The 16,764-nt window shown below is 66.5% G+C and carries 23 protein-coding genes and 1 other RNA gene; 15 read left to right on the forward strand and 9 right to left on the reverse strand.

The features are described 5' to 3' along the window. Positions 1–40: 40 nt before the first annotated feature. The gene (locus tag O3305_RS01595; RefSeq protein WP_269574869.1) at positions 41–1,126 is read right to left on the reverse strand and encodes a 1,9-bis(guanidino)-5-aza-nonane synthase; all 1,086 of its coding nucleotides are present in this window, start codon (positions 1,124–1,126) and stop codon (positions 41–43) included. A gap of 166 nt (positions 1,127–1,292) precedes the next feature. Continuing rightward, a complete protein-coding gene (locus O3305_RS01600) occupies positions 1,293–2,534 on the reverse strand; it encodes a type III PLP-dependent enzyme (RefSeq protein ID WP_269574870.1) in 1,242 nt (413 codons plus the stop codon). Positions 2,535–2,687: 153 nt separating this feature from the next. Here O3305_RS01600 and O3305_RS01605 point away from each other — a divergent pair, with 153 nt between their 5' ends. From O3305_RS01605 to O3305_RS01630, 6 genes are all read left to right on the forward strand, one after another. Beyond that, positions 2,688–3,656 carry a threonine ammonia-lyase gene (locus O3305_RS01605; RefSeq protein ID WP_269574871.1) on the forward strand — a complete coding sequence of 323 codons (969 nt, stop codon included), beginning with the start codon at positions 2,688–2,690 and terminating at the stop codon, positions 3,654–3,656. A gap of 4 nt (positions 3,657–3,660) precedes the next feature. Next, on the forward strand, positions 3,661–3,837 hold the full coding sequence (locus tag O3305_RS01610; protein WP_269574872.1) for a hypothetical protein: 177 nt from the start codon (positions 3,661–3,663) through the stop codon (positions 3,835–3,837). Continuing rightward, positions 3,837–4,004: a hypothetical protein gene (locus O3305_RS01615; protein ID WP_269574873.1), complete on the forward strand. Its 168-nt coding sequence runs from the start codon at positions 3,837–3,839 to the stop codon at positions 4,002–4,004. Before O3305_RS01610 ends, O3305_RS01615 begins: the two co-directional genes overlap by 1 nt. A 75-nt stretch (positions 4,005–4,079) precedes the next feature. Then, positions 4,080–4,925 carry an alpha/beta hydrolase gene (locus tag O3305_RS01620; protein WP_269574874.1) on the forward strand — a complete coding sequence of 282 codons (846 nt, stop codon included), beginning with the start codon at positions 4,080–4,082 and terminating at the stop codon, positions 4,923–4,925. Positions 4,926–4,963: 38 nt separating this feature from the next. Next, the gene (locus O3305_RS01625) at positions 4,964–5,173 is read left to right on the forward strand and encodes a DUF2093 domain-containing protein (RefSeq protein ID WP_260396068.1); all 210 of its coding nucleotides are present in this window, start codon (positions 4,964–4,966) and stop codon (positions 5,171–5,173) included. A gap of 46 nt (positions 5,174–5,219) precedes the next feature. Then, positions 5,220–5,663, forward strand: a complete 444-nt coding sequence (locus O3305_RS01630; protein ID WP_269574875.1) for a hypothetical protein — start codon at positions 5,220–5,222, stop codon at positions 5,661–5,663. A 5-nt stretch (positions 5,664–5,668) separates the two neighbouring features. On the opposite strand, the gene O3305_RS01635 is transcribed toward O3305_RS01630, so the two are convergent. Then, on the reverse strand, positions 5,669–6,325 hold the full coding sequence (locus tag O3305_RS01635) for an alpha/beta hydrolase (RefSeq protein WP_184167482.1): 657 nt from the start codon (positions 6,323–6,325) through the stop codon (positions 5,669–5,671). Positions 6,326–6,422: 97 nt separating this feature from the next. Between O3305_RS01635 and O3305_RS01640 the strand changes: the two genes are divergently transcribed. The 3 genes from O3305_RS01640 to O3305_RS01650 are packed head-to-tail and all read left to right on the forward strand — an operon-like array spanning position 6,423 to position 8,919. Continuing rightward, positions 6,423–7,499, forward strand: a complete 1,077-nt coding sequence (locus O3305_RS01640; RefSeq protein ID WP_269574876.1) for a cysteine desulfurase family protein — start codon at positions 6,423–6,425, stop codon at positions 7,497–7,499. Then, positions 7,496–8,587 (forward strand): cysteine desulfurase family protein, encoded by a 1,092-nt coding sequence (locus O3305_RS01645; protein ID WP_269574877.1) that lies wholly within the window; start codon positions 7,496–7,498, stop codon positions 8,585–8,587. Before O3305_RS01640 ends, O3305_RS01645 begins: the two co-directional genes overlap by 4 nt. After that, complete coding sequence (locus O3305_RS01650; RefSeq protein WP_269574878.1) at positions 8,584–8,919, forward strand: 2Fe-2S iron-sulfur cluster-binding protein; 336 nt, start codon at positions 8,584–8,586, stop codon at positions 8,917–8,919. Before O3305_RS01645 ends, O3305_RS01650 begins: the two co-directional genes overlap by 4 nt. Here O3305_RS01650 and O3305_RS01655 read toward each other — a convergent pair. Continuing rightward, complete coding sequence (locus tag O3305_RS01655; RefSeq protein ID WP_269574879.1) at positions 8,916–9,404, reverse strand: GNAT family N-acetyltransferase; 489 nt, start codon at positions 9,402–9,404, stop codon at positions 8,916–8,918. The two genes, O3305_RS01650 and O3305_RS01655, sit on opposite strands and share 4 nt — an antisense overlap. A 194-nt stretch (positions 9,405–9,598) precedes the next feature. Between O3305_RS01655 and O3305_RS01660 the strand changes: the two genes are divergently transcribed. The 5 genes from O3305_RS01660 (at position 9,599) to O3305_RS01680 (ending at position 12,370) form a co-directional block, all read left to right on the forward strand. Continuing rightward, complete coding sequence (locus tag O3305_RS01660) at positions 9,599–9,826, forward strand: hypothetical protein (RefSeq protein ID WP_269574880.1); 228 nt, start codon at positions 9,599–9,601, stop codon at positions 9,824–9,826. A gap of 69 nt (positions 9,827–9,895) precedes the next feature. Beyond that, positions 9,896–9,993: signal recognition particle sRNA small type (gene ffs / locus O3305_RS01665), an RNA gene on the forward strand. Positions 9,994–10,078: 85 nt separating this feature from the next. Then, positions 10,079–11,698, forward strand: a complete 1,620-nt coding sequence (locus O3305_RS01670) for a DNA polymerase III subunit gamma/tau (protein ID WP_269574881.1) — start codon at positions 10,079–10,081, stop codon at positions 11,696–11,698. Between the two features lie 8 nt (positions 11,699–11,706). Then, the gene (locus O3305_RS01675; RefSeq protein ID WP_221416264.1) at positions 11,707–12,027 is read left to right on the forward strand and encodes a YbaB/EbfC family nucleoid-associated protein; all 321 of its coding nucleotides are present in this window, start codon (positions 11,707–11,709) and stop codon (positions 12,025–12,027) included. 58 nt (positions 12,028–12,085) lie between these two features. Continuing rightward, on the forward strand, positions 12,086–12,370 hold the full coding sequence (locus O3305_RS01680; protein WP_269574882.1) for a hypothetical protein: 285 nt from the start codon (positions 12,086–12,088) through the stop codon (positions 12,368–12,370). Here O3305_RS01680 and O3305_RS01685 read toward each other — a convergent pair. The 4 genes from O3305_RS01685 to O3305_RS01700 all read right to left on the reverse strand — a co-directional run bounded on the left by O3305_RS01685 (position 12,364) and on the right by O3305_RS01700 (position 15,635). Continuing rightward, on the reverse strand, positions 12,364–12,765 hold the full coding sequence (locus O3305_RS01685; protein ID WP_269574883.1) for an NUDIX hydrolase: 402 nt from the start codon (positions 12,763–12,765) through the stop codon (positions 12,364–12,366). The two genes, O3305_RS01680 and O3305_RS01685, sit on opposite strands and share 7 nt — an antisense overlap. Then, on the reverse strand, positions 12,765–13,562 hold the full coding sequence (gene mtgA / locus O3305_RS01690; RefSeq protein WP_184168330.1) for a monofunctional biosynthetic peptidoglycan transglycosylase: 798 nt from the start codon (positions 13,560–13,562) through the stop codon (positions 12,765–12,767). The genes O3305_RS01685 and mtgA overlap by 1 nt, the downstream gene beginning before the upstream one ends. Positions 13,563–13,729: 167 nt before the next feature. Next, positions 13,730–14,632, reverse strand: a complete 903-nt coding sequence (gene rpoH / locus O3305_RS01695) for an RNA polymerase sigma factor RpoH (RefSeq protein WP_184167455.1) — start codon at positions 14,630–14,632, stop codon at positions 13,730–13,732. Positions 14,633–14,687: 55 nt separating this feature from the next. Next, positions 14,688–15,635 (reverse strand): RluA family pseudouridine synthase, encoded by a 948-nt coding sequence (locus O3305_RS01700; RefSeq protein ID WP_269574884.1) that lies wholly within the window; start codon positions 15,633–15,635, stop codon positions 14,688–14,690. An 18-nt stretch (positions 15,636–15,653) separates the two neighbouring features. Here O3305_RS01700 and O3305_RS01705 point away from each other — a divergent pair, with 18 nt between their 5' ends. Further along, positions 15,654–16,058: a M67 family metallopeptidase gene (locus O3305_RS01705; RefSeq protein WP_269574885.1), complete on the forward strand. Its 405-nt coding sequence runs from the start codon at positions 15,654–15,656 to the stop codon at positions 16,056–16,058. A gap of 132 nt (positions 16,059–16,190) precedes the next feature. Here the strand turns inward: O3305_RS01705 and O3305_RS01710 are convergent, their stop codons facing one another. After that, positions 16,191–16,646, reverse strand: a complete 456-nt coding sequence (locus tag O3305_RS01710) for a hypothetical protein (RefSeq protein WP_269574886.1) — start codon at positions 16,644–16,646, stop codon at positions 16,191–16,193. Positions 16,647–16,764: the final 118 nt, after the last annotated feature.

Below are 16,764 nucleotides of genomic sequence, written 5' to 3' on the forward strand. Positions count from 1 at the left end.
TGTCCCGGCCGCCCTGTTTTGTTGCGATCCGCGGAAAGGATCAGGCGAACAGCTTCGCCCAGCCGCGCTTCACGCGCTCGCGCCAGTGGCCGCGGTGATAGGCGTCCGACGCCAGCAGCGGCATGACCGAGCCCGCTTCTGCGAACACCATCTGCTCGATGCCGGTGTTGACCTTGCCCCACGAGGCGGCTTCCTGAAGGGTCGAGGACGAGCAGGCGCCGTCACGCACGTCGGCGACGGTGATCTGCACGGCGTACTTGTGCACCTCGACATCGTCATGGCCGAGAATCTCGGCGCAGACGACGGTGTCCTGGATGAAGTTCTTCGGCACGCCGCCGCCGATCATCAGCAAGCCGGTGGTGCCCGCCTGGATCTTGATCTCGGTCAGCTCGCGGAAGTCGGCGATCGCGTCGAGCAGCAGGTAGGGCTTGCCTTCCTTGGCGCGGTCCACCTGGTGCTTGACCAGGCCGAAGCCGGCCGACGAGTCGACGAACGCCGGGCAGAAGATCGGCACGTCATGCTCATAGGCGAGCTTGACCAGGCTGTTGTCCTTCTTGCCGTTCTCGACGAGATACTTGCCCATCTCGCGGATGAACGCGCGGCTCGAATAGGCCTTGGGCTCGAGCGTCTCGGCGATCTCGAAGATCGTGTGGTCGACGTTCTGGAGCGCTTCCTCGTCGATGTACGTGTCGTAGATGCGGTCGATGTAAAGCGAGCGCAGCGTGTCGTCGTCGGGGATCTCGAGCGCCTGATAGTGCTTGTGGCCGAGGCCCTCGAAGAAATCCATGTCGACGATGGTGGCGCCGGTGGCGACGATCACGTCGACCATGTTGTTGCGCACCAGCTCCGCATAGAGGTCCATGCAGCCGCCGGCCGAGGTCGAACCGGCGATCACCAGGACGACGGTGCAGTCCTTGTCGGCCAGCATCTCGTTGTAGATCTTGGTGGCGCGGCCGAGGTCGCGGCTGGTGAAGCTCATATCGGCCATCGCATCGACGATCGGGCGCGCATCGAACGACGTGATGTCGATGTGCTTGACCTGCTTCGACAGCAGCTCCGCCTTGCGGGTGTCGTTGATCGGGGCGTTGGCGCTCGCCTGCTTGTTGAGCGTGTTGGTGTCCGTCATGGGGTTGCTCCCATCTTTCTTGGCCGCCGTCATTTCGAAAAGGGGACGCGGAAACCCAAAGCATTCGTCACCCCGGCCCTGAGCCGGGGTCCCGCTTATCGACGCCTGTAAAGGCAGCGGGACCCCGGCTCAAGGCCGGGGCGACGTGGTAGTAGCGTGTGTTGCGTTACAGCTTGACGACGTTCCACGCCGGCTGGCGTTCCGCGAGCTCGACATACATCGAGGCCATCGGTTCGTCCGCCACGACAACGGTCGCGTCGGTGCCGAAGCCGTTGAACGCGGTGCGCATCGCCGAGCCATAGGCGCCGAGCATGCCGATCTCGAAATAGTCGCCCGCGCGGGTATCCGCCGGCAGAAGGAACGGACCCTTCATGTAATCGAGATCGTCGCAGGTCGGGCCGTAGAAGCTGAACTCGACGTCCTTGGCGTTCGATTCCGGTTCGCGCAGCAGCTCGACCGGGAACTTCCAGTCGATATGCGCGGCGTCGAACAGCGCGCCATAGGCGCCGTCGTTGATGTACAGCTCCGCCCCGCGGCGACGCTCCACGCGCACCACGATCGAGCTGTACTCGGCGCACAGCGCACGGCCCGGCTCGGCCCAGAGCTCGGCCGAATAGGAGATCGGCAGGCTCTCGAACGCGCGGTGGATCGTCTCGAAATAGGCTTCGAGCGGCGGCGGGGTCATGCCCGGATAGACCGAGGGGAAGCCGCCGCCGACGTCGATCACGTCCACGGTGACCGCCGACTCGATGATCGCCTGGCGCACGCGCTCCATCGCGTTCGAATAGGCTTCCGGCGACATCGCCTGCGACCCGACATGGAAGCAGATGCCCAGCGCGTCGGCGACCTGGCGGGTCTCGAACAGCAGCTTGGCGGCTTCACCCGGGCCGGCGCCGAACTTCGACGCGAGGCTCAGCTTCGAATGGTCCGACGAGACGCGCAGGCGCACGCAGAGCGTCAGGTCGCTCGCGGTCACGCCGTCGCGGCTGGTGGCGCGGACGATCTTCTCCAGCTCCTCAAGGCTGTCGAGCGAGAAGGTGCGGACGCCATGGGTGAAGTACGCCTCTTCGATCGCTTCCTCGGCCTTGACCGGATGCATGAAGCAGAGCGTGGCTTCGGGCAGCGTGCGGGCGACCAGGCGAACTTCGCCGATCGACGCCACATCATAGGTGGTGATGCCGTTTTCCCACAGGATCTGCAGCAGTTCGGGCGAAGGGTTCGCCTTTACCGCATACATGGCCTTGCCCGGGAACTTCTCGACGAAGAACCGTGCGGCCCGTGCCGCAGCATGCGGACGGACGAGCGTGACCGGCTGAACCGGACCCTGCTTAGCGATGTCGATGCCGGTGACGTTGATGCCGGCGGTCGAAAGGGGTGCTAACCCCAGCGCGCGATGATGCTGGTGCAACTCAAGGGACCTCCAAGTGCCTTACGGCGATCGTTGACATTTGCTGCCTTGCGGTTGGAAGTCCCATGGGGCAGCGGGAGAGCGGCACATAAGGACGTTGGTCCGGTGTGTAAAGCGATTCGCGCGTCCGGATTTTTACGGCGGGGGTGAAGTGTGACGATTGTGCGACAGCCAACGCGGGCCGGGGTCCGGGATGCCGCTGCCAAGGTTGCTGGGATCCTGCCGCAAACCCCTTTGTTCGTTCAGGAAATTCGGGGCGTGCCGGTGTGCTTCAAGGCTGAGTGCCTGCAGCCGATCGGCGCGTTCAAGATCCGCGGCGCATGGCATCGACTGAGTGCATTGGATGATGATGCGCGCGAGAAGGGCGTGGTCGCCTTTTCCTCCGGAAACCATGCCCAGGGCGTCGCCTGGGCGGCGAAGAAGCTGGGTATCCCGGCGGTGATCGTGATGCCGGCCGACGCGCCGAAGGTGAAGCGGGACGCGACGCTGGCGATGGGGGCCGAAGTGGTCTCCTATGACCGGATGACCGAGAGCCGCGAGAAGATCGCCGCGCATCTTGCCCATGCGCGGGGTGCCACCCTGGTGCCGAGCTTCGACGATCCCTGGATCATCGAGGGGCAGGGGAGTGCCGGCATCGAGGCGATGACCCAGATTGTCGAGGCACGGCTGCCCGATCCCGCCAATGTCATCGTGCCGTGCGGCGGTGGCGGGCTGGCGGCCGGCCTGGCGCTGGCGCTGCCCGATTCCGAGATCATCGTGGTCGAGCCCGAGGGCTGGGACGACATGACCCGCAGCCTTGAGGCGGGCTGGATCGAACCGGTGGGCGAAAATCCTCCGCCGACCGCTTGTGACGCGCTGCAGACCACGCGCGTCTCGCCGTTGACCTTCGACGTGCTGTCGCGGCGCGGCGCCACCGGTCTTGCCGTTAGTGAGGCCGAGATCCGGACAGCGCAGCGCTGGGCGGCGGCGAAGCTGCGCGTGGTGGTGGAGCCGGGCGGCGCGGTGGCACTGGCGGCATTGCTGGCGGGCAAGGTCGATGTGAAGCCGGGCTTGCTCGTGATCCTTTCCGGCGGCAATGCCGATCCCGATGCCTATGCCCAAGTCCTTGCCGGGAAAGACTGACCCCGTGTCCAACCGCTTCGGCGCCGTGATCGCCAATGTGATGAGCGTCGGCGCGCGCGGGCTCGGCTATTTCCTCTGGGGCCTGCTGCGGATCATCTATCGCGGCGACCTGAAGATGATCGCGCTTTTCAGCGGTGTGATCGGGGCGATAGCGCTGGTGATCTGGCTGCTCGTCCGCTGATGCTGAACCCGGCGCTCGAACCACTCTGGCTGAGTATCGCGGTGATCGCGATGGGCCTGCTCGTATGGGGCGGGTGGAGGCAGTTCCGTGCCGACCGGACCAAGGCGATCCTGATGTGGGTCTGCGCGCTGGTGATCCTGGGCAACCTGCTGATCCTGCGCGCCTGAAATCTCGTGCGGGACCGAAGGGTTTCGCGGGGCGCACCGTTAGACAGGTCGATTTGGTTCGATCCGAGGTGGCCGATGCGAAAGTCCCTTTTCCTGTTTCCCCTGTTACTGCTCGCCGCTGCGCCCGCGCTTTCGCAATCGGTGCCGGCGCGCGAGATCGCCTATGGCGCGGCGGAGCTGCAGAAGCTCGATTTCTACAAGGGTGCGAAGGCAGATGCGCCGCTGGTGGTGTTCATCCATGGCGGCGGCTGGAAGCGCGGTGACAAGGGCAACGCCACGGGCGCGGAGAAGGTGGCGCATTTCACCGGGCGCGGCTTCGCCTTCGCCAGCATCAACTATCGGCTGGTGCCCGGTGCGACCGTGGAGCAGCAGGCGCAGGATGTCGCCGATGGGCTGGCATATCTGGTGCAGCATACCCGTGAACTCGGCTTTGATCCCGGCAGGGTGGTGGTGATGGGACATAGCGCCGGTGCGCATCTCGCGGCGCTGGTCGCCACCGATCCGCGTTACCTGCAAAAGGCGGGCTGGGGGCTCGACCGGATCGCCGGCGTCGTGCTGCTCGACGGCGCCGCCTATGACGTGCGGCGCCAGATGGACGAGGGGCCGCGGGTGATGGGCAAGACCTATCAGGCGGCGTTCGGCAGCGATCCGGCGCGCCAGCGGGCGCTGTCGCCGACGCTGCAGGCCGCGGCACCCAATGCACGGGACTTCCTGATCCTCCATGTGCAGCGCGAGGACGGCACCCGCCAGTCCGAAGCGCTGGGACGTGTGCTCAAGGCGGCGGGGGCACGGGTGACGGTGCAGGGTTTTGAGGGGCGCGGGTTGCGCGGCCATATGCAGATCAATCGGCAGCTTGGTGACCCGAACTATCCTGCCACGGCGGTGGTGGATCGCTGGATCGACGCGGTACTGGCGCGCTGAGCATTGGCGTACAGGCCATCAGCCCCTAGATGGGCTGCATGTCTCCTATCGCCGAACTCCATTACGACGCGTCCGATTTCGACGTGATCCGTCCGGGCACCCATGTCGTCTGCGCCGTCAGCGGCGAACCGATCCCGCTCGATCGGCTCAAATATTGGAGCGCCGAGTTCCAGGAAGCCTATCGCGGCGCGCATGAGGCGACGGCGGCGATCCTCGCGGGCGGAGCGAAGAACCTCAAGAAGGACTGACGGCCGCCGCATTTCAGGTTAGCCTCCCGCGAAATAGGGGGCAAAGATGCGGCTGAGCGATCTCAAGTGCAGCGGGCCGGCGTGGCTGTTCGGCTGGGCAACGGCGGTGTTCCTGCCGGGACTGTTGATCGCCTTCGAGCGACATGGGCTGGATCGGCTGCCGGCAAAGACGTGGCAGATGGGTGACGATATCGGGCCGGTGGCCAAGCTGCTGCTCGGCGCGCTGCTGATCCTCTGCTTCTGGCTGGCGACGCGTATCCGGATCGGGCAGCTGAGCTTGCGGGCGGCGCTGGGCGCGCTTGCGGCGATGCTGCTCACGCTGGGGCTGGTCCCGGCGGCATATTCGCGTGGTTTCGGAATCGGGCTTACCGGCGCCCGTTTCGATCCGGCGGTGCTTCCCTGGTACGCGGTGGGAGCGGTGGCGGCCGGACTGGTCTTCGCGCTGTCGCTGACGCGGTGCCGGGCGCGGAGCTCAGCCCCGCGCCCGTGAAATGCTCAGCGGATCGGCGAATTGGGGTCGAGCCGCATGTCCAGATACTTGTCCACGCTCTTCATCAGATCGTCCATCTCGTGCTCGAAGAAGTGGTTCGCGCCCGGGATGGTGTCGTGATGGATGGTGATGTGCTTCTGGGTGCGCAGCTTGTCGACCAGCTTCTGGACCGCGCCCGGCGTGACCACCTCGTCATTCTCGCCCTGGATGATGATGCCCGAGGACGGGCAGGGAGCGAGGAAGGTGAAGTCGAACATGTTCGCCGGCGGCGCGACCGAGATGAAGCCGCGGATCTCCGGGCGGCGCATCAGCAGCTGCATGCCGATCCAGGCGCCGAAGCCGAAGCCGGCGACCCAGGTCGAGCTGGCTTCCGGGTGGAAGCTCTGCACCCAGTCGAGCGCCGAGGCGGCGTCGGACAGTTCGCCGATGCCGTTGTCGAACGTGCCCTGGCTCTTGCCGACCCCGCGGAAATTGAAGCGGAGCGTCGCGAAGCCGCGGCGCTGGAAGGTCTTGTAGAGTTCCTGGACGATGCGGTTGTTCATCGTGCCGCCCGCATTGGGATGCGGGTGGAGGATCATGGCGACCGGCGCGCGCGGCTTGGGCGCGGGTGCGAAACGGCCTTCGAGGCGCCCTTCGGGGCCGGGGAAAATGACTTCGGGCAAGGCGTGTCCCTGTAGAATTTGAGGCGCGCAGTGGAGCGCGGTGAGTTGGGCGCTATATAGGCACCGCGCTGCTTTACGCAATTATTACGAGAGCAACTTGGCCGAGCGAATCTATCTGGATCATGCCGCGACTACCCCGATGCTGGCCGAGGCAATGGCGGCGGTTGAGGCGGGAATGCGCCATTGGGCCAATCCCAGCTCCCCCCATGCCGAAGGCAGGGCTGCCCGTGCCGCGCTGGAAAAGGCGCGGGCCGAGGTCGCGGCCGCCTATGGCTGGGCGCATGAGCTGGTGTTCACCGGCGGCGCGAGCGAATCGCTGCACATGGCGCTTACGCGGTCGATGGCCGAGCGGCGGCTGATCAGCGCGGTCGAGCATGATTCGGTGCTGCGCCATTCGGAAGGCGCGCAGGTGCTGCCGGTGGATGGCAACGGCGTGCTGAGGCTCGATGCGCTGGAGGCGGCGCTGGCCCAAGGTCCGCGCGCACTGGTCGGCGTGCAGCGGACCAACAGCGAGACCGGCGTCATCCAGCCGATCGAGGCGATCGCGGGGATCGTGCACGCTGCGGGCGGGATATTGCTGGTCGACGCGGCGCAGATGCCGGTACGGGCATCGGCGGCGGTGCTGCGCCATGCCGACCTGGTCGCGGTCTCCGCCCACAAGCGCGGCGGGCCGCCCGGCATCGGCGCCTTGCTGGTCCGTGACTTCGGCACGCTGCTGCCGATGGGCGGGCAGGAAAAGGGCTATCGCGCCGGGACCGAGAACCTTCCCGGCGCACTCGGCTATGCAGCCGCGGTGTCGGTGCCCGAGGACCTTGAGCGGATGGCCGCGCTTCGCGCCCGGCTTGAGGCGGCGATCTTGGCGGAGGGCGGCGAAGTCGTCGGTGCCGCCACTTCGCGTAGCCCGTTGATCGGCGCGTACCGGATGCCGGGCGTCTCCTCCGCCGCGCAGCTGATCCGCTTCGACATGGCCGGCATCTCGGTATCCGCCGGCAGCGCCTGTTCCTCGGGCAGCATGCGGCCCAGCCATGTGCTCTCCGCGATGGGCTGGGAGGAGCCGGCGTTGCGCGAGGTGGTGCGGGTCAGCTTCGGGCGCGGAACCACCGAAGCGGAGGTCGATGCCTTCACGACGCTCTGGCGTCAGATCGCGATCGAGGCCAGAACCAGAGCGGCATGACCTATCTCGATTATCAGGCGACCACGCCGCTCGCCCCCGAGGCACTGGCCGCGATGCTGCCGCTGCTGGAGGGCAATTTCGCCAATCCGCATTCCGCACATGCGCCGGGCCGCGCGGCGAAGGCGGCGGTGGAAGTGGCACGCGACGATGTCGCCGGGCTGCTGCCGCCGGGCGGGGCGGTGAGCTTCACCAGCGGCGCGACCGAAGCGCTCAACTGGGCGATCAAGGGCACGACTGGCGGGATCGTGACGATCGCCACCGAACATGCCGCGGTGCTCGACACGGTGGCGGCCGAGGCGCGCAAGGGCAGGGACGCGACCGTGCTGCCCGTGGGCCCCGAAGGGCTGGTCGACCTCGCCGCGGCGCGCGCGGCGATCAAGCCGGGTGTCGGGCTGGTCGCCGCGATGCTGGTCAACAACGAGATCGGCGTGATCCAGCCGATCGAGGAACTGGCGCATCTCGCCCGCCAGGCAGGCGCGCTGTTCTTGTGCGACGCGGTGCAGGGCTATGGCCGGGTACTGATCCCCGATGGCTGCGACCTGATCGCGGTATCGGCGCACAAGATCCACGGCCCCAAGGGTGTGGGTGCGCTGTGGATTCGCGACGGTGTGACGCTGGAGCCGCTGCTGCATGGCGGTGGGCAGGAGCCCGCGGGCCGCTCGGGGACGCTGTCGCCGGCGCTGTGCGCGGGGTTCGGCGCGGCGGTCCGGGTGGCCAAGCAGCGTTTCGGCGCCGATCACGCGCATGCCGAGCAGCTCTATCGCGCGGCGCTCAACCGGATCGCGGGCGACTGGATCCTGAACGGCGCGCAGGAGGACCGCTATCCGGGCAATCTCAACCTGCGCCATGACGGTCTCGACGTCGCGCGGCTGATCTCGGACCTGCGCGATATTGCCTTCTCCGCCGGCTCGGCCTGCGCCAGCGGTTCCGGACGACCCAGCCATGTGCTGCAGGCGATCGGGCTGAGCGATGCACAGGCGCGCTCGAGCATCCGCATCGGCTATGGCCGCTACACCAGCGAGGACGAGTTGATGGGCGCGATCGACCGGATCGTTTCTGCCGCCCGCGCGCAGAGCCGCGCGGCATGATCCGCGTCACCTTTGTCAGCGCCGATGGCATCGACCGCCATGAGGTCCAGGCCGAAGAAGGGTTCCGCCTGCTCGAGGTCGCGCAGAATGACGGGCAGCCGCTGGAGGGCACCTGCGAGGGGCAGATGGCCTGCTCGACCTGCCATGTGATCGTCGATCCCGAACACTTCGCCCGGCTGCCCCGTGCCGCCGAAGAGGAAGAGGATATGCTCGATCTCGCAGTGGGCGCGGTGCGCACCAGCCGGCTCGCCTGCCAGATCCTGCTCACGCCGGAGATGGACGGGCTGGTGGTGCGGATGCCCACCGGGCACCGCGACATGCAGGGGCGCTAGAGCGTCAGCGCGTAGAAGCGCGTGTCCACCATCATCCGGGGGAAGGTGGGCGGCAGCAGTGTGTGGTCGATCAGCGCGAAGCCGTTTCGGGCGTAGAAGCGATGCGCGGCGAGGAAGCGATCGGTGGTGCCCAGATAGATGCGGGACAGCTGCAGCGCGCGGGCATGCGCCAGCAGCGTATCGAGCAGTGCCCTTGCCAGGCCCCGCGCGCCGCGATGTTCGGGATGGATGAACATCTTGCGCAGGGCGCCCGCGCCGTCGCCGATGTCCCTGAGCGCGATCGTGCCGACCACTTCGCCGTCCGCGGTCTCGGCGACCCAGAAATCGCCTGAGTCGCGCTGGTAGAATTCGGGGATCTCCTGGAGATCGGGCTGGTCCTCGGCGGTGATCGCGATCCCGAACTCCTCATTCTGGATCGATACGATCAGCGTGGCCACGCCGTCCTGGTCGGCGGGTTCGAAACGCCGGATTTTCACCTTGTCCATTCGCGCCGGCTAGCATCTCGGGGCCGGGGAAGCGACCATGCAGGGCCCTGTCGCCAGATTTTACACACTCCAGCAATGCGCCAGACATTCAGCCCGGCGCAATCCGTCCTGTTTCAGGATCGCACATGGAACCGAAACGATCGTTCCGGTTTCCGCCCATGCGGGTTTTCTCCCGCCAGCAGGAGAGAGAAACTATGAAGCTTCTTCCGATCCTTGCGGCCGCCGCCGCCGCGACGCTCGCCATTCCGGCCGCCAGTGCCGCCGCCGCGCCGGCCGCTCCCGCGGTCGCGGCGCAGCCGGACTTCCAGCATCACCGGCCGCATCACGTGCGCAAGCGCTCCTATTATCGCAGCGTCTGCAAGACCGTGTGGCGCCATGGTCACCGCCAGCGGGTGTGCCGCCGGGTGCGCTATTATCGCTGATTGAACGGGGGCGGGAACGTGCGCCGCGTTCCCGCCCTTGCCTAACCGCTTGAACTTGCCCATATGCGCCGCGGGAGTCGGGCGGACGTAGTCGTCGCCAACCTGGTCAGATCGGGAACGAAGCAGCCACAACGATTTCGCTGCGGGTCGTTCCGGCTCCCACCTTTCCGCACATCGACAGCCTCTTTTAACCGCCTTTGCGGCGAGCATCGGCTTGGACGTGGCGGTTGGAACACGCTAGGAACGGATGGCATGTCCGATTCCTTCCTTGGCCTCGACGAACCCGCGCAGCCGCGTGACAACGCCTATCGGGTGCTCGCGCGCAAATACCGTCCGCAGACCTTTTCCGAGCTGATCGGGCAGGATGCGATGGTCACCACGCTGGGCAACGCGATCAAGCGCGACCGGCTGGCGCACGCCTTCCTGCTCACTGGGGTCCGCGGGGTCGGCAAGACCTCGACCGCGCGCCTGATCGCCAAGGCGCTCAACTGCATCGGTCCGGACGGGCAGGGCGGGCCGACGATCGACCCGTGCGGCGTCTGCGAGCCGTGCCGCGCGATTGCCGAGGGCCGCCATATCGACGTGATCGAGATGGATGCCGCCAGCCATACCGGCGTCGACGACGTCCGCGAGATCATCGAGGCGTCGCGTTATTCGGCGGTCTCGGCGCGCTACAAGATCTACATCATCGACGAAGTCCACATGCTGTCGAAGAGCGCGTTCAACGCGCTGCTCAAGACGCTCGAGGAGCCGCCGGCGCATGTGAAGTTCCTGTTCGCCACCACCGAGGTGAACAAGGTGCCGGTGACGGTGTTGTCGCGCTGCCAGCGCTTCGACTTGCGCCGCATCCCGGCCGAGCTGCTCGCCGAGCATTTCGCCAAGGTGACTCAGGCCGAAGGTTTCGAGGCGGAGCCGGAAGCGCTGGCGCTGATCTCCCGGGCTGCCGAAGGTTCGGCGCGCGACGGCTTGTCGATCCTCGACCAGGCCATCGCCCATGCGGGCCTGGAAGGCGAAGGCGTGAAGGCGGAGGCGGTGCGCCAGATGCTCGGCCTGTCCGATCGTGGCGCGATCCGCACCTTGTTCGGACTGCTGCTGGAGGGCGACGCGCAGGGCGCACTGGCTTCGCTGCGCGGCCAGTATGACTTGGGTGTCGATCCGCAGGCCGTGCTGCGCACGCTGCTGGAGACCGTGCATGCGGTGACGCTCGCCAAGCTCGGCACCGATGCCAATTCGGGCCAGTCGGCCGAGGAGCTGAAGTCACTTGAGCGCTGGGCGGCGGGACTGAGCTTCCCGGCGCTGCACCGGCTGTGGCAGCTGGTGCTGCGCGGGCATGACGAAGTCGCCAGGGCGGTGCTGCCGATCGAGGCCGCGGAAATGGCGCTGCTGCGCGTCATCCACGCCTCGCAGCTGCCCGATCCGGGCGAGCTTGCCCGCCAGATCGCCAGCGGCAGCGTGACCATTTCGGGCGGCGCTGCTCCCGCTCCTTCCGGTACAAACGGCTCGGCCATGCCGACCTCGCTCGGCCAGCTCGCCGATTATCTGGAGGAGAAGAAGCGCTACCAGCTTGCCACCCAGGTGCGCGACTATCTGCGGCCGGTGCGTTTCGAGGGCATGGAAGTCGAGTTCGCTGCTGCGAAGCCGCTGCCGTTCGATTTCATGAAGGAGCTGGGCGCCGCGCTCAAGGAGTTGACCGGCACCAACTGGAAGCTTGCCTGTGTCGACGTGCCGGCGCAGGCGATGACGCTCCGCGAGGAGCAGGCGGCGAGCGAGCAGGCCGAGCGTGATGCGGTACTCGCCTCGCCGCTGGTTGCCGCCGCAATGGAAGCCTTTCCCGATGCCGAGCTGATCGGCTGGGCCAAGACTGGAAGCTAGGAAGTATAATGGATCTCGAAAAGATGATGGCCATGGCGCAGAACGTCCAGGCCGAACTCACCAAGGCGCAGGCCGATCTCGACAATATCGAGGTCGAGGGTGTCTCGGGCGGCGGGCTGGTCAAGGTTCAGGCATCGGCCAAGGGCCGGATCATCGGCCTGAACATCGACGATTCGCTGCTCAACCCGGCCGAGAAGGGCATGCTCGAGGATTTGCTCGCAGCCGCCTTCAACGATGCCCGTGCCAAGGCAGATGCGGCGTCGCAGGAAGCGATGTCGAAGATGACCGCCGGCCTGCCGCTGCCGCCGGGCTTCAAGCTGCCCTTCTGATTTCCGGAACCATTGCAAGGCTTTCTCGGTTGCTGACGGCATAATCGAGGAGGATGCAATGGTGGAACGAGTTACCGAGCGTACCGATGGCGTGACGGCCGAGCGTGTTACCGAGACGGGTGGCGGCAGCACCGTTGTCGTCGAGCGCCGCGGCAGTGGCGCGGGCCTGTTGATCGGGTTCGTGCTGCTGATCGCGGTGGTGATCGGCGCGGTCTATCTGTTCAACCAGAACAACCGCGAGAACGCCAAGACCGATGCCGTCTCCCAGGCGGCCAAGGATGTCGGCGGCGCGGCAAAGGACGTGGGCGACGCCGCCAAGGACGCCGCCAACAAGATTCAGTAAGGTTCGATCAGGCCGAGCGCGATCGGCAGGACATGGGTGCGGGTCATCGGGGCGAGGGGCAAGGCCGCGGCCTCGGCGATCGGCACCCATCGCGCTTCCGCTATTTCCGCCGCGGCGCTCGGCTCGTGCGGGGCGGTGAGGTGGAACAGCTCCGCCTCGACCACGCGGCCGGGCTCGTTGGCTGCGGGAGACTGGAAGCAGCCGAGCGGGCGCGCCTCGCTGATCGCCAGGCCGATCTCCTCGGCCAATTCGCGGCGGAGTGCTTCGAGCGGGGTTTCGCCCGGTTCGATCTTGCCGCCGGCTTGCATATAGGCCGAGGTACCTGCCTTGCGGACCAGCAGCATATTCCCCGCGCCATCGTCGATCAGCGCGGCGGCGATGCGGATCGGCGCCATCAGCGGATGCAGCTGTCCAGGCCGTCGCCGCGCACCGTGCCGATGCGCGCGGTGATCGCATTGCCATAGCGCCGGGTGAAGCCGCGCGGATCGATGCCGGCCCGCTTCTTGGGCAATGGCAGCACCGCAGCGACTTGTGCCGCCTCGCGTGGGGAGAGATTCGAAGCGTCGTGCTTGAAGTAGCGTAAAGCGCCGGCATTGACGCCATAGGTGCCGATCCCCGTCTCCGCGACGTTGAGATAGACTTCCATGATCCGGCGCTTGCCCCAGATATTCTCGATCAGCACCGTGAAATACGCCTCGAGCGCCTTGCGGGCATAGCCGCCGCCCTGGAACAGGAAGACGTTCTTCGCGGTTTGCTGGCTGATCGTCGAGCCGCCGCGGATCTTCTTCTTGCCGGTGGCATTGCGGGCATAGGCCTGCTCGATCGCCGTGAAATCGAACCCGTGATGCGAGCAGAAGCGCGCATCCTCGGCGGCGATCGCGGCGCGCGGCATGTTCGGATCGATCCGGTCGATCGACATCCAGCGCTTGGTGACCCCGTGGCCCGAGAAGATGTCGCCGATCTGCGTCCAGGTGATCGGCGGGGGCACGAACTTGTAGATCACCACCATGCCGACCGAGACGGCGATGAAGAGCAGGATCGCCTTGAGGATCCAGAACAGGATGCGGCGGAGCAGCGGCTTGCGCGGGCGCTGCGGCTTGATTTCTTCCTGCGCCGGAATGGGGCGAGGCGCTTCTTCGCGGCGAGACGCAAAGGGATCGGGTTCTTCGCCGAGCGGGCGCAGGTCTGGCATCGGCGAGACGCCAAGTTCCTCCGGCTGCCCGGCCGTGGTCGCGCGCGGCGTCCAGTCGCGCGGGCGCGGCGCAGACGCGGAAGGCGCCGGCGGGATGTCCGCCGACGCCTCAGGCTGGCGCGGAGCCTCCGCGCCGGTATCGCGATCCTGATCCCCCACGTCGTCCGTCAGGCAGTGAGCAGGCGCTTCTCGCCGGCGATGCGCATCATCGCCTTCTGCAGCTTCTCGAACGCGCGCACCTCGATCTGGCGCACGCGCTCGCGGCTGACGTCATAGACCTGCGAGAGTTCCTCGAGGGTCTTGGGATCGTCGGTCAGGCGGCGCTCGGTAAGGATGTGACGCTCACGCTCGTTGAGGTCTTCCATCGCCGACACGAGCATCTCGTGGCGGACATCGGCTTCCTGTGCCTCGGCAACCTGCTCGTCCTGGAGCGCGCTGTCGTCAGCGAGCCAATCCTGCCACTGGCCCTCGCCATCCTCGCGCATCGGCACGTTGAGCGACGTATCGCCGCCCATCGCCATGCGACGGTTCATCGAGGTGACTTCCTCCTCGGTGACGCCGAGATCGGTGGCGATCTTGGTGAGGTGCTCGGGGCTGAGATCGCCGTCCTCGAACGCGTCGAGCTTGGCCTTCATCCGGCGCAGGTTGAAGAACAGCTTCTTCTGCGCGGCGGTGGTGCCCATCTTCACGAGGCTCCACGAACGCAGGATGAATTCCTGGATCGAGGCGCGGATCCACCACATGGCATAGGTCGCCAGGCGGAAACCCCTTTCGGGCTCGAACTTCTTCACGCCCTGCATCAGGCCGATATTGCCTTCCGAGATCAGCTCGGAGACGGGCAGGCCATAGCCGCGATAGCCCATGGCGATCTTCGCCACGAGACGCAGGTGCGAGGTGACCAGCTGGGCCGCGGCATCGGTGTCGCCATGCTCCTGAAAGCGCTTGGCGAGCATATATTCCTGCTCGGGGCTCAGGATCGGAAACTTCTTGATCTCGGCCAGATAGCGGTTGAGGCTCTGCTCACCACCAAGCGCGGGGATCGTCGCCGGGACGTTGCTTCCGCTTGCCATGATCATTTCTCCCTTTCACTAAGGCGCACATAGCCGAAGCCAGTGCCGCCGGAAATCATACGATGAGGTTATCGAACAGTTCCTGCATGTCGGCAGGGATTTCGCTTTCGAACGCCAAAGCGGTACTATTGATGGGGTGGATGAACCCCAGGTGAGCCGCGTGCAAGGCCTGGCGCCGGAAATTCAGGGTTTCCAAAAGTTCACGGTGCGCCTTGCGGACACTGCCATACACCGGATCGCCGACCAGCGGATGACCCAAAGAGGCCATGTGAACCCGCACCTGATGGGTACGGCCCGTCTCCAGCCTGCATTCGACCAGCGCGGCCTCGTGCAGGTCCCTGACCTTGCGCCAATGGGTGACCGCGCGCTTGCCGTTCTTCACGATCGCAACCTTCTTGCGATTGTGCGGCGAGCGGGCGAGCGGCGCATCGACCGTGCCTTCCAGCAGACGGACCTGCCCCGACACGATAGCCTTGTAGCGCCGATCGATCGAGTGCGCCTTGAACTGGCGGGCCAGCCCTTCATGCGCCCGGTCATGCTTGGCGGCGACCATCAGGCCCGACGTGTCCTTGTCGATCCGGTGGACGATCCCGGGGCGTGCTTCGCCACCGATGCCCGAAAGCGAGCCTTGGCAGTGATGCAGCAGCGCGTTGACCAAAGTCCCGTCGAGGTTGCCGGCGGCGGGATGAACGACCAGCCCGGCCTGCTTGTCGATCACGATCAGGTGCTCGTCTTCATAGACGATGTTGAGCGGGATCTCCTGCGCCTCGTTGTGCGCGGGGGTGGGGGCAGGCACCGCGACGCTGAACAGCGCCCCGCCGGCCGCCTTCTTCGCCGGATCGCGGACAAGGCCCTGGGGGCCGGTGACCGCGCCGGACGAGATCAGCACCTTCAGCCGTTCGCGCGACATTGTCGGCACGGCGTCGGCGAGCGCACGATCCAGACGCCAGCCATCGGCTGTGTCCGCGATGCGTGCTTCGATGATGGAAACCCCCGGATTCATGTTTTATCGTAGATGGGCATGAGGATCGAGATTTCAAGATATGTACTGATCGGTATTCGGCAGATTTCCGCAGATGCGGCGCCGAACGAAGCGTGCGGGCTGCTGTTCGGTTCCGAAGATCGGATCGATAGCTTTCAAGCTGTTGAAAATGTTCACGAAGCGCCGGATCGGCATTTCGAGATAGACCCCGCAGCCCTGTTCGCCGCGCTGCGTGCCGAGCGGGCGGGCGGGCCCAGGCTGGTTGGGTACTGGCATTCGCATCCGAGCTGCGATCCCACGCCGTCGCTTGTCGATGCCGAGATGGCGGCGCCCGACGGCAAGCTGTGGCTCATCGACGGGTTCAACGCGATCACCGCCTGGCGTGCCGTGGAGCGGGGTGGGCTCCACGGACGCTTCGATATGATGGTGGTGGAGCTGGTTTAGGGAGCCCGCCATCGCGCTATCCCGTTCCCCGGCGAAAGCCGGGGCCCAGGGTTTCTCTGCCGGCTCGCTTGTGACCCTGGGCCCCGGCTTTCGCCGGGGAAGCAGGTCTGTCGAGCCGGCGGATAGGCAAGCTCAGTTGCCCGGTGCAGGCGCTGCCGGAGCGGGTGCATCGGCGGGCGGCGGCGGCGGCGGACCCATGCGGTGGTGGCCGGGGCCGCCGGGGCCTTCACGGCCGGGACCGAAACCGGGGCCGCCATGCGGGCCGCGCTCAGGGCCGCCGCGACCGCCGCGGTGGAAGCCATGGCCGCGGCCGTGCTTGCGATGCTGCTCGAAGCGGCCGAAGCGGATCTCCTCGCGGGAGAGCTTGCCGTCCTTGCTGACGTCGAACTTCTCGAAGCGGGCGGCGGCGGCCTTCATCCACTCGTCCTTGCTGACGAAGCCGTCCTTGTTGAGGTCCATCGGGTTTTGGCGCGGCGCGCGCCGTTCCGCCTTGGGCGGGGTGCGGTCCTGCGGAGCCGCTATCGCGGCGCCGGTGCCGAAGGTGAGGGCGCTGGCTGCGAGCAGCGCGGCGAATTTCAGTTTCATCATGCCTTTTCTCCGCTCCAGTGATGTCTGGATGAGGAAGGATTAGGCCCAGGCTGTCGCGCGGGTTTCTCGGAACGGGGGCGAAATTGTCGCAACTTGTCGGGCGCGGCGCTGCGTTGCC

This window comes from Sphingomonas sp. NIBR02145 (assembly GCF_027359115.1).
Classification (GTDB): Bacteria; Pseudomonadota; Alphaproteobacteria; order Sphingomonadales; family Sphingomonadaceae; genus Sphingomonas; species Sphingomonas kyeonggiensis_A.